We start from the raw sequence: 14,034 nt of genomic DNA on the forward strand, positions 1-14,034 counted from the left end.
CATGCTTTTCGTCTAAATAGATAAGGAAGATTTTACTATTTAGGAGGGATTGTATGATAAAAAGAACTGTTTCGATTGGCATCACCATTTTACTCATCATTACTATGTTTCAGGGTGTAGTTTTTGCGGCTGAAACTTCTATTTATACCAAAACAGAAATGGAAGCGCTGCTAAGAAAAAAACTCCATATAGATGATGATATGAAATTAAGTCAAGTGAATTTATTTACTAGAGATTTACAACGAAAGCAGATGTGGAATTTGGAGTTCGAGAAAGAAAAGGAGCGGATTTTTGTTACTGCTGCTGCCGATACTGGGGAGATTATAAATTACCATCAATGGAAAGACAGCAACTATGGAAAAGCTATTGCAGTATTACCTGATGAAGCTAGAGGAAAGGCTGTTGCCTTTATCCAATCTTTAGAAGCAGAAAGATTCAAAGAAACAGAAGAGATAACGGTAGAGGCACCTTCTATGATTGTCTATAATATGGAAAGGGGTTTTTATCAAGGAGAAAATTACCATTTTCTTTTTATACGGAAACTGGAGGAAGAATTTTTTCCTAATAACTACTTTAGGGTACAAGTATCAGGCATTGATGGAAGTATTACTGATTATGAAATGAAATGGGACGATGCCACCTATAACAATAAAAAAAATCTAATAGCCAAGGAAAAGGCGAGGAAGGCTTTTGAAGAAGAAGATCGTTTTATTTTAAAGTATGTAGCACTATATAGCAATAATAAAGATGAAAGAAGCAAACCGTTTTTGACGCCGGTATATTTGTATGTACCAAAGGAGTCTGATCTAATCCATGCGGTAGATGGAAGGCTTTTAAAAATAGAAGAAATCTATTCACAGGGTTATGGGCTCAGAACTGGCATAAGTATGGATTCGGCTATGAAGGAGATGGGTGCTGCCTACGGCCAACCTGAGGTTATTCCAGAAGAAGGTGTCATATCAAAGGAAAAAGCAGAAAAAATAGTATCAGAAACTCTGGGAAAAGAATTGGATATGAAGGAATTAAAGGTACAAAGCAGCTATTATTCCCAATATCATTATGGACGCAAGGGCAAATTTTGGGAGATCTATTGGTTAGATGAAAAGACAGATAGGAGACTACATGCCACCCTTGATGGAGAAAAGGGAGAGGTTGTTTCTATCAGCTATAGTGAATATCCTGAAAAAGTTCAGCCTTTTCAAAGTGAAGAGCTAGAGATGATGAAGGAAAATAGCATAGATGAGGTAAAAATAAAAGAAAAAGTTCATGAGAAAATCAAAGTATTGTTCCCTCATATTCAAGCAGAGGAACTTCAACTTGAAGCAAAAAAATTAGATGAGGATTCTTTGATATCCATTACTTCTTCAAGATATATTGATGGTATTCCTTATGAAGAAAACTATTTAAAAATTACTTATGATGGGAACAAAAATAAAATTGTGGAATTAGACTATCGTTGGTATGAGGTGGAAGTCCAATCCTTTTCTAAAGTACTAGATAAAGAGATGATAAGTAAAAAGTTTTATGATGCAGTGGGTTTTGAAAAGTATTTGATTCAGTTAAAGGACGAAGCAGCTTATAAAAAAGATAGATTAGACCTGCCTTTGAAAGAACTGGCACCTATCTATACTTTAAAAACTTTTCACTTTATGTACATAGATGCATTAAATGGTAAATTTTTAAACTATAATGGGGAAGAGTATGTAAAAGAAGAGTCTTTGCTGGCTGATTTTAAAGATATAGAAAATCATTCTTATGGAAATCAAATTATACTCTTGAATAGAATGGGCATTTTAAAAGAAGCTAGCGAGTTCTTCCGACCAAATGATGAATTGCTTCGTAAAGATGCTATAAAATGGATTGTTGAAATGACTGGTAGGAATAGGGTTTACCCTGATGCAAAGGTAATTGCTTTTAAAGATGTAGACAAAGAAGATCCCTATTACTCTTATATTCAAGCAGCTATAGCAAATGAAATTATAGAAAAAAATGACGACTATTTTAGACCTGATGAAACAGTGACCAAAATAGAAGTTACTCAGTGGATTTTAAATGCCTTGGAACAAAAAGAACTGGCACAGTTTACAGAAATCTTCCAAATTCCTTATACTGATACTGAAGAAATTGATATAGAGGATACGGGATATGTAGCTTTAGCTAAATACTATAATATTTTTGGAGATAAGGAAACTACAGGAGCATTCAATCCTAATAAGGTATTTTCAAGGGGAGAGTTTGCTAGTATCATATATCACTTAATAAAAAACAAATGGTAATAAGTAGATAAAGCGAAGAAGGGTACCCTTCTTCGCTTTATCATTAAAAGGCAATATATTTACAATAAAAGCATATTTTGATACGTTTATAAAACTATTTATCCTTAAGTTTTACAGCAGTACCATAAACCATGATTTCTGCTGCCCCTTGCATAACTGCTGAGGTTGTAAATCTGATGTTAACCACAGCATCAGCCCCTAGTTTTTGTGCTTCTTTAATCATCAAGTCAATGGCTGTATCTCTTGCCTCGTCTAGCATTTGCGTATACTCTTTTAACTCACCGCCAACGATTTGTCTTAATCCCGACATAATATCTTTGCCGATATGCTTTGCTTTAATAGTACTACCTTTAACAAGACCTAGTATTTCAGTAATTTCTTTGTTGGGCACTTCGGGTGTATTACAAATAAGCATAGAATCACTCCTTTTCTTATTATGCTACCCAAAATCTATGCGGTTAATATATTTTTTAAAGTCGATAGCTTAATAATAATATTTGCGGGGAATGACTAGCGCAGCGATAATATAGCCTAATACACCAGAGCCCCAGGCTAATGAGAATATGACCCATCCTAATCGTACTAGAGTAGAGTCGATAGCAAAGTATTCGGCGATACCGCCACATACTCCAGCTAATTTTTTATCGGTTTCTGATAGATATAACTTTCTTGCCATAAGCATCACCTTCCATAATTGCGATATATATTTTATCATAGCATAAAATAATTGTATTTACATCAATTAAGAGAATAAAATAAGATTTAATTCAGGGGGGCCTTTACGCCACTGAATTGTAGTCGAATTTACTTCGAGGATGTGATGCCTGATCTCCCACTTGTGGAAGTGGAGGTCTTAGCATTACATCAAAGGATAAAGCTTTATAATATTTTATGCTATTAATGAAGCAATTGTTTTAAAATTTTATATCGTTTAAATATTGACAAAGTAAGACCTATGGATTACACTATAGGTAAATAATGTAATTCTAAAACTAAATGTCTCCGAGTCTATATTTCCTTCAAGTTTTCTACTTATGGCGTATAGACCCGTAGGGTATAGCTAGAAATAGTTATGCCTCCCATTGTGGAAAGGAGCCATGGCAAAAAATAATAAATTTTAACAGCCATACGCCTTTTTAAGGCGTTTTGTTTTTTTATCAAAAAAACAAATCTTTTTCCATAAAGAAGGAGGTGTTTTTGTGTTCCTGGATAACTTAAAAAAATATCAAAGAGGAACTAAGGTAATATCACTAGTTACTCAAAATTATCCATTTATATAAGGGACTGCATGTAAAAAATAAAACAAAAGGGGGATTTTAAATGATTGGAAAACAAAAAATATGTGTTTTTTTGATTGTTACGATGTTGCTGTTTATCATAACTGGTTGTTCTGCTCCTGCTGATCCTGACGTGGAAATTTCTATAGAAAAAGATGCAATGTTAGAAGAACATATTACTATTACAGGTATCAAAGATGAGGGCTTGGTAATTACAGTGGAAGAAATACAAGCACTTAATGCTGTCAAAAAAGAGGTTACTTCTGTAAATTCCAGTGGCGAAGAAAAAACCTTTTCAGTAACTGGTGCATTGTTGGAGGAAATATTGGTGAAACAAGGGACAAGCCAAAAAGATTTAACGGGCATAAGACTTGTGGCGGGAGATGGTTATTCCATAGAGGTACCTAAGGAAATATTAGATAAACGAGATATTCTGTTGGTCTATGAAGTTGACGACGCACCTTTAGGCCCTAAAGAAAAGCCCATAAGAATTATCATACCTGAGGAAAGAGCTATGTATTGGGTGAGTAATTTAGCAACGATTGAGATACTAGAAACTATTGAACAAGCAGAAACCAATAAAATTATCTTTCTTGAGACAGTGAAGGAAACGATAAGCTTAGAAGATTATCCTTATTATGATAGTACCGACAAAGCTATAAAAACACAGGCTTTGTTAGAGCAGCTAGAAGGAGACACTTCATCACAAAGTATCTATATAAAAGCGGTGGATGGCTTAGAAAAAAATGAAACCTTCCCCATCTTTAAAGAGGCTTACATTAAAGTAACAGGCGCTGATGCACCAGCTTTTTTATCACCAGATATGCCGAAGGGAATGCATGTAAAGGATATATTGTATTTTTCCCACGCTTCAACAGCCTGGGTTTCCTATGATCAGACAAAGGAAATGATAGAAATAAAAGTTTTAAATGGTCATGAGGGTATCTTGATAGAGGAAATTTTAAAAGAAATTGGAGTAAAAAAAGAAGGTACCTATATATTAACCGCTATAGATGGCTATACCATTGAAGTAAATGGAAGTGACCTTAAAAACGGCATTTTATATGAAGGTGAAGAAGGACAGTTAAGTACCTTTTTTGAAGGATTACCTAAGAATACAGGCATAAAAGGTCTACTCTCTATAGAGGCAAAAACTAACTAAAGAAAAACTATGATCGATGGAGGCAAAATAATGGTGACAGCTAAAAAAAGATTGTTAAAGGAATTTTCTGTATTTGATTTGGTTGTTATGGCGATGATGGCTTCACTAGGGATTGCCATCAAGCCTGTAATTGTTCCTTTAGCCCATATTATTACAGGACCTCTTTATATACCAGGGGGAGTAATAGCCGGGGGATTTTACATGTTATGGTTGGTATTGGGGGTAGGGCTTGTGGGGAAAAGAGGGACAGCCACCCTTATTGCTCTGGTACAGGCGATTATGGTGATAGCAATAGGGGTATTTGGCACCCATGGCATTGTAAGTTTTATTACCTATTTACTACCAGGCATGGCTGTGGATTTATTATTTTTTCTTCTTGGCCATAAAGGCTGTTGTGCAATATGTTGTTTTTTAGGTGGAATTGCTGCCAATATCAGTGGTACTTTCCTAGTCAATGTAGTGTTCTTTCAATTGCCTTTGATTCCTTTAATGCTGAGTTTAAGTGCCGCTGCCTTATCAGGAGGGTTAGGGGGACTGGTAGCCTATGCTATCATAAAGCAGTTTAAAAACTTTCATCTATTGAATCCAGAAATATAAAAGGAGGGACAAAATGAAAGAAAATCTAGCAAAGTACAGTAAACTGTTGTTGGTAATTCTTTTTATCAATAATCTGATGATGGGGTGCAGCACAACAACATCTGGAATGAAAAGTGATGGATATATACCTTCTTTTAAGATTATAGGAGATGTTGAAGAGGTTTTGACCGTTAGAAGCATGGAGGATTTCTCTTTGGAAGAAGTAGAGATTGACGGGGAGAAAAAACAGGTTTTGAAACTAGAAGAATTGTTATATAAAGCAAAGCCCGTTACAGAAAGTATAGAAATTTTGTTAGTAGGTCAGGATGGTTTAATGGCCAAAATTGATGGAGAGAGAATTGAAACTTGTTACATCAATCTATCGGCAGAAAATGCCTGGGAATTTATTAATCCTAGCCATCCTATTAGCAGCAATATAAAAAAAGTAAAGGAAGTTGTAGTAATAGCCAAAGAAGAGGATTGGGATTATGGTTTTAATCTTATCACTAGCGAAGAAAATATCATGAACATTACTGCAGGACAAATGTATACCATGCCTAGAACTGTTTTTCCTTATTTTCAGGGAACCTCTTCTATAGATACAGAAGGACATACCTATGAGACCACGATTTACACAGAAGAAAAAATAATAAAGCTGAAGGATCTAATAGACCTAACAGAAAATGATAGGTTGTTGGCTATGGGGGATCTAGGACAATATAAATTTGTAGATGGAGATAGCTATCTTAAAATGGTAGACAATAGAATTGATTTGTTAGAAAAAGAAGGTAAAGACAAAATAACTGATGCTAGAGGAGTCATCATCAATCCTCCTCAGATCAGCATTATGGATACTTATTATGATGCCAGTCATTTTCTGGCACAGGATGAAAAGGTACTTATTTTATTTCTAGATGGTTTTGGTTATCATCAATATTTGCATGCTATAGAGAAGGGTTATGCTCCTTTTTTAAAGGAATTAGCATTAGCAGAGAAGGCGACAAGTGTCTATCAGTCTGTAACCAACGCTGGGTTTGCCGCCATGATAACAGGAAAATCTCCCTATGAAAATGGTGTTTATTCAAGAAGTCAAAGAGACTTAAAAGTTCCCAGTATATTTGCAGTAGCCAAAGACTTAAATAAAAAGAGCGTGTTGATTGAGGGAGATATCAAAATTCTTAATACTGAAATCGAACCCTTATTAAATAGAGATGAAAATAATAATGGCATTACCTGTGATGAAGTCTTTGAAACTGCATTAGAGCATATTGATACAGATTATGATCTTATGTTTATCCATTTTCACGGCATTGATGATATGGGACATAGTTACGGTGATTTTCATGAAACTACCATGAAAATGATCAAAGAGACGGATAATTATGCAAGAGAATTAGTAGAGAACTGGGAAGGAAAGGTAATTATTACCTCAGACCATGGAATGCATAGTACACCTGAAGCACTTCGTGGGGGAAATCATGGTTCCTTTCGTTATCAAGATATGATTGTACCTTATATTGTTACAGAGGGGAGAGGGAGAAATTGAAAAAGTTCATTCCTATTGCTATCGCTGTATTAATCATAATTGTAGGGATTAGTGCTTATCTCAACAGAGGATATGTAAAAGATAAACAAACTATGGTGGAAAATGCTTCTATAGTATTGAAGGAAGATGATGAAGAAATAGATGTAGTGGACTTAGCATGGATAGAAGATCTACAGCCTATAGAATTTAAAGCAAATCTAAAAAGTAGTGGTAAAGATCCAGTCGAACATAGCTATAAGGGAGTAGCCTTAAGAAAAGTTTTGGAATCAAAAAACTTATCGCTAGAAGATAAACAGCAGATAAATATTCGTTCTATAGACGGTTATACAGTGGCATTAGGAGTACAAGAGGTATTGGAGGAAGATAATGTTTATATTGCCTATGAAAGAAATGGAGAACCTTTAGGAAGAAAAGAAGAGGGAGGCAGTGGACCCTATCAAATCATTCTCCGAAAAGATCCCTTTAGTCAGCGTTGGGCGAAATTTGTAGTCGAGGTTGAGCTGCAATGATGTATCCTATAGAAGTAAAGGATCTCTATTATCAGTATGCTGGTAAAGAAGAAAATATATTGAGGGGCATAAATCTACAGATCAAAAAAGGAGAAGTAGTGGGGATCGTAGGACTAAGTGGCAATGGAAAAAGCACCCTTTGCTACTGCATGTGTGGTATTATCCCTCATGTTTTTAAAGGTAAGTTAAAGGGAGAGGTATTGCTGTTTGGTAAGCCTGTAAAAGATATGGATTTAGCTTCTGTAGCCACAAAGGTGGGCATCGTCTTTCAAGACCCTGATACGCAACTTTTTTCTCCTACCATTGAAGATGAAGTTGCTTTTGGTCCGGAAAACCTCTGTTTGAATAGAGAGGAAATAGGGGAACGAATCTCAGAAGCTATAGATGTAGTAGGTATGGAAAAGTATAGATATAGCAATCCCCACTGTCTATCGGGAGGACAAAAACAATTAATTGCCTTAGCCAGTATATTGAGTTTAAAACCAGAGATGCTTATCTTTGATGAAGTAATGGCTCAAATTGACACAGAGGGGAGAAAACTCATTAAAGAGAAGATTGTGGCATTAAAAAATGCAGGAAAAACGATTCTCATGATAGAACATGATTTTTCTAATTTAGATATAGCTGATAGGACTTTGGTGCTAAAAAGCGGCAAGCTAGAAGTGTTTAAAGGTAAATTGTAGAGAAAGGAAGGTTATCATTGAGCTATTTAACTTTAGAGAATATAAATTTTGCTTACGGAAAAAATGATTTCATTATAAAAAATATTTCTCTACAATTATGGCAAGAAGATTTTACTGCTGTTGTAGGACCGAATGGTAGTGGTAAGACGACATTAGGAAAACTGATGGCAGGGCTTTTAAAACCTCAAAGCGGTACTGTGGCGATTGATGGTACAGATAGTAGTAGTATGTCTTTAGGTGCTATTGGAAAGAAAGTAGGTTATCTATTTCAAAACCCCGAAAAACAGATTTTTGCTCCAACAGTCTATGAGGAATTAACTTTTCCCTTGGAGATCAAAGGGATAGAAAAAAAAGTCATAGAAAAAAAGGCAAAAGAAGCTATGGAGATTTTTCAAATAAGCCATCTATCAAAAGCCTTTCCCTTTACGCTAAGTCAAGGAGAAAAGCAAAGATTGGCTTTAGCCGCCATCTTCCTTCATGAACCAGGGTTTTTCATATTGGATGAACCTACTACGGGATTAGATAGAGAACGAAAGAAGGTTCTTTCAAGCATATTAAAAAGCTTACAAAAAGAAGGTGTAGGTATGGCGGTGATTAGCCATGATGAAGCCTTTGTAGAAGAGCATGCTACCCGTGTTATAAAAATGATAGGGGGTGAAATCATTGGAGATGCCAGAAAAAGCGCTAGATCCTAGGGCTAAGCTTATGATTGTACTTAGCCTTTCCTCTCTAGCTGTACTGATAAGGAATATTTATATACTCGTAGGTATCCTACTGGTTTCTGTTTTGCTATCTATTGTTTTCCATAGTCCTATCTTATCAATATTTAAAAAGTTCAAAAGAGTTTTGTGGATTTTTGTCTTTTTGATTTTTATACAAAGCCTTTTCCACTCTCATGGTACCAGTATCATGAATGTGGGCAGTATCACACTTATTACTACAGAGGGGATGCTTAAAGGGATTCAACTGGTTTTGAGAATGTTGATTATCATTTCATCTGCTACAATTATGGCCACCAATAGCTCTAGAGAGGTGATTCAAGGCTTGGTGCAGTGGAAGATTCCCTATGAAATTGCTTTTATGGTGTCTATAGCTATAAGGTTTTTGCCTACCTTTACAGAGGAAATAAAGGATGTGGTGACAGCTATTCAGTTAAGAGGTATAGAATTAGATAAAATTCCGTTGAAAAAGCGAATAAAAATATATTCTTATGTGTTAATGCCTATTGTAGCTAACTCCTTGATTAAGGCTAGAAAATTATCAACAGCCATGGAAATGAAAGGTTTCGGGATTTATAGTAAGAGAACAAGTTATCATCTATTAAAAATGCAGTGGACGGATTATGCTGTTATGTTTGTTACCATAACAACTTTTACACTAATCATAGGACTAAATTATTTTTAGGGGGGGATGAGGATGAAGATTTTTTCTGTTAGAGGGATTACACAGTCTGGGAAGACAACCACCATTGAAAACATCATTAAGGAACTTAAAAAAAGAAGATATTCTGTCGGAAGCGTAAAAGATATTCACTTCGAAAAATTTGCTATAGATCAAGAAGGTAGCAATACCCATCGTCATCGTATGTCAGGGTCAGAATTAGTAACTGCTAGAGGTCATTATGAAACTGACATATTATTTACCAAAAGACAACCCATTGAAGAAATTTTAAGGTTTTATCATCACGACTTTGTTGTATTAGAGGGGGTGGAGGATACCAATGCACCGAAAATCATTACCGCCCATGATACAAAAGAGATCGAAGAAAGATTAGATGGCACTGTGTTTGCGATATCTGGCAGAATATCTAATGTGTTAAAAGAATATAAGGGTATTCCTGTAATCAATGCAATGCAGGATATAGAAAAGCTAGTGGATTTGATTGAAAAGAAGGTCTATGAAAAGCTTCCTGAATTTCCAGCAGAATGTTGCTGTGCTTGCGGTTATAGTTGTAGAGAATTAGGTATCAAGATCTTAAAAGGTGAAGCTAAGAGGGAGGATTGTATTCTTAGTGAGGGAAATATTAAACTCTCCATCAACCATCAGGAGATTTCAATGGTACCTTTCGTTCAAAAAATTCTTTACAATGCTATCATAGGGGTTGTATCAGAGCTAGAGGGTTATCATAAGGGGGCAAATATACAGATAAAGGTTGGAGAAAGATGATCTTATGGGATAATAACCGCCAGGATATCTGTGATATTGCTAAAATAGAAAACAGCCAGTCAGTAGAAAGGTTTTGTAGTAAAAAAAATGAAGTTTATAAAGTCCCATATTTTCATGAAAAGATGCAGCAGCTAAAATTTGTAGTAATAAAAAAATATATTCAGCCGAAGGAAAAAATGAAGAAGGAAATTGATTTCCTTCTTTGCTTGAAGCAAGAAGGCCTTGCAGTACCTAAAGTTTATCAACAAGGAAATAACTATGTTATTATGGAATATATTGAGGGAAAAACTTTCCTGGAGACGATAGAGGAAAGGGAAAGAGAGAATACTTTGGAGAAGAGTAAACCTTGCCGATCAAACCTTAGTCTTATAGAGAATTTGATAGAATGGATGGAAAAATTCTATAAGGTTAGGAAGCGCATCAATAAACCTAACATCACTTTAGGAGATGTCAATCTAAGGAATTTTATTGTAGGAGAAGGTGAAAAAATATATGGTATTGACTTCGAAGACTGTAGAAAGGGAAAAATTCAAACGGATGGAGCAAAATTATGTGCTTATACACTAACCTATAGCCCTTCTTTTACGCCTTGGAAAATGCGATTTGTAGAAGAACTGATTGATTTATTTACGAGAAGATTTTCTATTAGTCGAGAAATATTCATAAAAGAAGTGGAAAAAGAAATCAATTCTATTAAGCTCAAAAGAGGAAGAGCTATAAAATGATTTCTCCTTCCACGAACTGTCGTGTAAGTTTATTTTTAGAAGAAAGAATAACATCTTCAGTTTTTCCATATTCAAGGATTGTGCCTCTATGCATAAAAGCTACGTCATGACAAAGCCTTTTGGCTTGTTGTAGGTTGTGGGTAACAATAACAATAGTCGCTTTTGTTTTTTCATAAAAGTTTTTAATGGTTTTTTCTAGTGCTAGCGTGGAAGCAGGGTCAATATTAGCGGTTGGTTCATCTAAAATCAATAGAGAAGGCTGAAAGATGATGGCACGGGCTAGTGCCACTTTTTGTGCCTCTCCACCGGAGAGGGTCCAAGCATTTTGTTCTTTTATATGTTGTATATCCATTTCGTCCATTAAATCATTTATCTGCTGGTGAATTTTATTTTTATTTACTTTTCTAATTTTTAAAGGGTAGGCAATATTGTTGAAGACGGAGGTCCTCAATAAATAAGGCTTTTGAAAAACCATGGTCATTTTTTTGTAGATACTTGTATTTATAGAAATTCCATCATACTTAAGTACACCAGAGGTTGGTGCATCAAGTCCTGCTAAAATTTTTACCAAAGTACTTTTACCAGCACCATTAGGGCCGATAATGCCTAAAAAAGCACCGCTTTCTATATGAAGTGCATCTATATCTAAAACCTTTTTTTCTTTATAGGACTTTGTCAAATCCTTGATTGTAAGATTCATTTTTATTTTATTCTCCCTGTTGAAAGTGATATAACGTAGAATTAATAATAAAAGATAAAAATAGTAGGACTAAACCAATGGCAATCGCTGTAGCGTAGTCCCCTTGGTTTCTTAGCATAGCAATGGTAGTCGTCATCACTCGTGTATGCCCCTTGATGTTTCCTCCCACAACCATAACAGCTCCTACTTCTGAAATCGCTCTACCATATCCTGAAACGATTCCAGTAAAAATATTAATCCTTAACTCTTTGATTAAAAGAATCAAAGTGGTTCTTCTATTAGCTCCTAAGGTTTTGGCTAACTTTTTTATTTCTTCGCCTTTTTCCTTTGTGCCATTATATACGATGCCAGTAATAATAGGAGCCACTAAGAAAATCTGAGCCACAATCATAGCGGTAGGGGTAAAGACAATCCCTAAATACCCTAAAGGACCTCGCCTTGATATAAATAAAAAAACCACTAAACCAACGATGACAGGAGGCAAGCTCATCATCGTATAGATAAAACGAACCACTAATCTTTTAAAAGGAAAGTCCTTGGCACCAATGACGATGCCAAAGGGTACAGCTATGATGGTAGAGACAAAAGTGGAGGCGAAAGAGACATAGATTGATAATAGAATGATTTCGTATATTTCGTTATCCAGTGAAAGCAATAGTTCTACAGCTTTTCTAAAACCCTCGATGATTTCTCCCACCTTGTTTTCCCCCTTAATTACTTAGCATTTGGTATAAACAATGATTGACCAAACTCAGCTTTGCCAAATTCTCCGATGAGTTGTTGGCCTTTATCAGATAACATCCAGTTAATAAAGATTTCTGCTGCTTCAAAATTAATTTTATCATTTTTTTCTGGATTTACAGCAATAATGCCATATTGATTAAAGAGCTTTGTATCTCCTTCAGTTACAACCTGTAATTCTAAGTCATTTTTCATAGATAAATAAGTTGCTCTATCAGTAAGGGTATAGCCCAACATTTCATCTGTCATTTGAATAACAGCTCCCATACCTTGTCCAGCTTCTACATACCAGTTACCAGAAGGCTCAAGACCTAATTCCTTCCAAAGTTCTAATTCCATCTTATGAGTACCAGAATCATCGCCTCTAGAGACAAAAGGAGCTTGATTATCATAGATTAATTGAAAGGCTTCTAATATATCGTCAGGAGCATTAGCTAAAACCCCAGCTGGGTCACTGTCAGGGCCAAGCAGTACAAAATCATTATACATTACCTCAAATCTTTCCACACCATGACCTTCTGCAACAAACTCCTCTTCTGAAGCTTTGGCATGTACTAATAATACATCTGCTTCACCATCTTTACCCATTTGAAGGGCTTGACCAGTTCCTACAGCTACTACCTTTACTTCAATACCTGTGTCTTCCGTAAATACAGGTAAGATAGCATCTAATAAACCACTGTTTTCGGTGCTGGTGGTGGTAGATAAAAGGAGGCTAGTGTTTTCAACTTCCGGTGTTGTAGCACCCTCTTCAGGTGTAGACACCTCTGGTGACTTTGTACAACCAACAAATATCATCATTAATACTAACATAAAACTCAAAATTAAAAAAGACCTACTTTTCTTTTGCTTCATTAGTTATCCCCCATTTCTAAGTTGTTTTCTTGCTTAAAAGCTAATGAAATTAATAAATAAACCAATGATCCCTCCCCTTTTTGTTAATAAATTAAAATAACTCCTTCTCTAGGGAAGGAGTTATGATTTTTAAATGATTATCATCATAAAACAGTCTTTTAAAAGACGTAATTGTTGAAAAACGAAAAACAATCGTTTTCAACAAGGCTCCTTTCCACAATGGGAGGTAAAACTGTTTCCAGTGATACCCTAGCGGTCTATTCCCCTTGAAGAAAAAACTTTTTAGGTAAAATAGACTCGGAGATATTTAATTTATATTATATAGTTTAGTAGATTTTATACAGCTTGTCAATGAATTAACACATTTTTTGAAAATTTCACAGAATACTGTCGATTAGTAAACGTTAGAAGAACAAAGAATATATCCTATTAAGATAAAATTGAGAGGATAAGTAAAGAAAGAAAATTTTAAAAATTCTATTTATATTAGTATAGTAAATATGATAAAGTGAGACTGAAAAAAGTTACAAAAAATTTAAAAGCTCCAAACCTATAAGACCTGAGGCTATCAGCTATGGATTATAGGCGTTAGGGTTATGTTGGAAACGACATAGTCTCCCATTGTGGAAAGGAGAGTTGCTTACTATTGACTTTGGATGGTTTTCACTTGTCGAACTCTACTTTAATGGGGTTCGACATTTTTTATTTTTGTTGTAACCGGTGAAAACGTTACAGAGGTCAATAGGAGGATACATAGAAAAGGGAGGGAATCAAATGAAATTTTCGAAAAAGTTTTTAAGCTGGACCTTAGTTATGTA

Annotated in this window: 15 protein-coding genes and 3 riboswitches; of the genes, 10 read left to right on the forward strand and 5 right to left on the reverse strand. The window is 35.2% G+C overall.

The features are described 5' to 3' along the window. Positions 1-53: 53 nt before the first annotated feature. Positions 54-2,276, forward strand: a complete 2,223-nt coding sequence (locus BJL90_RS10345) for an S-layer homology domain-containing protein (RefSeq protein ID WP_070967492.1) — start codon at positions 54-56, stop codon at positions 2,274-2,276. A gap of 94 nt (positions 2,277-2,370) precedes the next feature. Here the strand turns inward: BJL90_RS10345 and BJL90_RS10350 are convergent, their stop codons facing one another. Further along, positions 2,371-2,691, reverse strand: coding sequence for a YbjQ family protein (locus BJL90_RS10350; protein WP_070967494.1), 321 nt, complete (start codon positions 2,689-2,691; stop codon positions 2,371-2,373). 69 nt (positions 2,692-2,760) lie between these two features. Then, the gene (locus tag BJL90_RS10355; protein WP_070967496.1) at positions 2,761-2,952 is read right to left on the reverse strand and encodes a PspC domain-containing protein; all 192 of its coding nucleotides are present in this window, start codon (positions 2,950-2,952) and stop codon (positions 2,761-2,763) included. A gap of 312 nt (positions 2,953-3,264) precedes the next feature. After that, positions 3,265-3,387, forward strand: a riboswitch (molybdenum cofactor riboswitch). Between the two features lie 209 nt (positions 3,388-3,596). Here BJL90_RS10355 and BJL90_RS10360 point away from each other — a divergent pair. Genes BJL90_RS10360 through BJL90_RS10400 form a run of 9 tightly spaced genes read left to right on the forward strand, consistent with a single transcriptional unit; the run spans position 3,597 to position 10,920 of the window. Beyond that, a complete protein-coding gene (locus BJL90_RS10360) occupies positions 3,597-4,715 on the forward strand; it encodes a molybdopterin-dependent oxidoreductase (protein WP_070967499.1) in 1,119 nt (372 codons plus the stop codon). A 30-nt stretch (positions 4,716-4,745) separates the two neighbouring features. Then, positions 4,746-5,312 (forward strand): ECF transporter S component, encoded by a 567-nt coding sequence (locus tag BJL90_RS10365; RefSeq protein WP_070967502.1) that lies wholly within the window; start codon positions 4,746-4,748, stop codon positions 5,310-5,312. Positions 5,313-5,325: 13 nt separating this feature from the next. After that, the gene (locus BJL90_RS10370) at positions 5,326-6,837 is read left to right on the forward strand and encodes an alkaline phosphatase family protein (protein WP_070967505.1); all 1,512 of its coding nucleotides are present in this window, start codon (positions 5,326-5,328) and stop codon (positions 6,835-6,837) included. Beyond that, complete coding sequence (locus tag BJL90_RS10375; protein ID WP_070967507.1) at positions 6,834-7,346, forward strand: molybdopterin-dependent oxidoreductase; 513 nt, start codon at positions 6,834-6,836, stop codon at positions 7,344-7,346. Before BJL90_RS10370 ends, BJL90_RS10375 begins: the two co-directional genes overlap by 4 nt. Continuing rightward, positions 7,343-8,029, forward strand: a complete 687-nt coding sequence (locus BJL90_RS10380; RefSeq protein ID WP_070967510.1) for an energy-coupling factor ABC transporter ATP-binding protein — start codon at positions 7,343-7,345, stop codon at positions 8,027-8,029. The genes BJL90_RS10375 and BJL90_RS10380 overlap by 4 nt, the downstream gene beginning before the upstream one ends. A 17-nt stretch (positions 8,030-8,046) precedes the next feature. After that, entirely contained in the window at positions 8,047-8,724 is a 678-nt protein-coding gene (locus BJL90_RS10385; RefSeq protein ID WP_070967513.1) for an energy-coupling factor ABC transporter ATP-binding protein, read from the forward strand. Then, positions 8,699-9,433: an energy-coupling factor transporter transmembrane component T family protein gene (locus BJL90_RS10390; RefSeq protein ID WP_070973157.1), complete on the forward strand. Its 735-nt coding sequence runs from the start codon at positions 8,699-8,701 to the stop codon at positions 9,431-9,433. Before BJL90_RS10385 ends, BJL90_RS10390 begins: the two co-directional genes overlap by 26 nt. A 12-nt stretch (positions 9,434-9,445) precedes the next feature. Next, positions 9,446-10,195, forward strand: a complete 750-nt coding sequence (gene mobB / locus BJL90_RS10395) for a molybdopterin-guanine dinucleotide biosynthesis protein B (RefSeq protein WP_070967516.1) — start codon at positions 9,446-9,448, stop codon at positions 10,193-10,195. After that, positions 10,192-10,920, forward strand: coding sequence for an RIO1 family regulatory kinase/ATPase domain-containing protein (locus tag BJL90_RS10400; RefSeq protein ID WP_070967519.1), 729 nt, complete (start codon positions 10,192-10,194; stop codon positions 10,918-10,920). The genes mobB and BJL90_RS10400 overlap by 4 nt, the downstream gene beginning before the upstream one ends. On the opposite strand, the gene BJL90_RS10405 is transcribed toward BJL90_RS10400, so the two are convergent. Genes BJL90_RS10405 through BJL90_RS10415 form a run of 3 tightly spaced genes read right to left on the reverse strand, consistent with a single transcriptional unit; the run spans position 10,910 to position 13,216 of the window. Further along, positions 10,910-11,620 carry an ABC transporter ATP-binding protein gene (locus BJL90_RS10405; RefSeq protein ID WP_070967521.1) on the reverse strand — a complete coding sequence of 237 codons (711 nt, stop codon included), beginning with the start codon at positions 11,618-11,620 and terminating at the stop codon, positions 10,910-10,912. The two genes, BJL90_RS10400 and BJL90_RS10405, sit on opposite strands and share 11 nt — an antisense overlap. A gap of 7 nt (positions 11,621-11,627) precedes the next feature. After that, positions 11,628-12,317, reverse strand: coding sequence for an ABC transporter permease (locus tag BJL90_RS10410; RefSeq protein ID WP_205684234.1), 690 nt, complete (start codon positions 12,315-12,317; stop codon positions 11,628-11,630). Positions 12,318-12,334: 17 nt separating this feature from the next. Then, a complete protein-coding gene (locus BJL90_RS10415; protein ID WP_070967524.1) occupies positions 12,335-13,216 on the reverse strand; it encodes an ABC transporter substrate-binding protein in 882 nt (293 codons plus the stop codon). 191 nt (positions 13,217-13,407) lie between these two features. Beyond that, positions 13,408-13,529, reverse strand: a riboswitch (molybdenum cofactor riboswitch). Positions 13,530-13,746: 217 nt separating this feature from the next. Next, a riboswitch (molybdenum cofactor riboswitch) is annotated at positions 13,747-13,864 on the forward strand. Positions 13,865-14,034: the final 170 nt, after the last annotated feature.

The sequence above is a fragment of the Clostridium formicaceticum genome, from assembly GCF_001854185.1.
GTDB classification, from domain to species: Bacteria; Bacillota; Clostridia; order Peptostreptococcales; family Natronincolaceae; genus Andreesenella; species Andreesenella formicacetica.

Bases quoted from the DNA above. Each gene is read 5' to 3' on its own strand.
- BJL90_RS10345 (WP_070967492.1), top strand. From the start codon at position 54: ATGATAAAAAGAACTGTTTCGATTGGCATCACCATTTTACTCATCATT.
- BJL90_RS10350 (WP_070967494.1), bottom strand. From the start codon at position 2,691: ATGCTTATTTGTAATACACCCGAAGTGCCCAACAAAGAAATTACTGAA.
- BJL90_RS10355 (WP_070967496.1), bottom strand. From the start codon at position 2,952: ATGGCAAGAAAGTTATATCTATCAGAAACCGATAAAAAATTAGCTGGA.
- BJL90_RS10360 (WP_070967499.1), top strand. From the start codon at position 3,597: ATGATTGGAAAACAAAAAATATGTGTTTTTTTGATTGTTACGATGTTG.
- BJL90_RS10365 (WP_070967502.1), top strand. From the start codon at position 4,746: ATGGTGACAGCTAAAAAAAGATTGTTAAAGGAATTTTCTGTATTTGAT.
- BJL90_RS10370 (WP_070967505.1), top strand. From the start codon at position 5,326: ATGAAAGAAAATCTAGCAAAGTACAGTAAACTGTTGTTGGTAATTCTT.
- BJL90_RS10380 (WP_070967510.1), top strand. From the start codon at position 7,343: ATGATGTATCCTATAGAAGTAAAGGATCTCTATTATCAGTATGCTGGT.
- BJL90_RS10390 (WP_070973157.1), top strand. From the start codon at position 8,699: ATGCCAGAAAAAGCGCTAGATCCTAGGGCTAAGCTTATGATTGTACTT.
- mobB (WP_070967516.1), top strand. From the start codon at position 9,446: ATGAAGATTTTTTCTGTTAGAGGGATTACACAGTCTGGGAAGACAACC.
- BJL90_RS10400 (WP_070967519.1), top strand. From the start codon at position 10,192: ATGATCTTATGGGATAATAACCGCCAGGATATCTGTGATATTGCTAAA.
- BJL90_RS10405 (WP_070967521.1), bottom strand. From the start codon at position 11,620: ATGAATCTTACAATCAAGGATTTGACAAAGTCCTATAAAGAAAAAAAG.
- BJL90_RS10415 (WP_070967524.1), bottom strand. From the start codon at position 13,216: ATGAAGCAAAAGAAAAGTAGGTCTTTTTTAATTTTGAGTTTTATGTTA.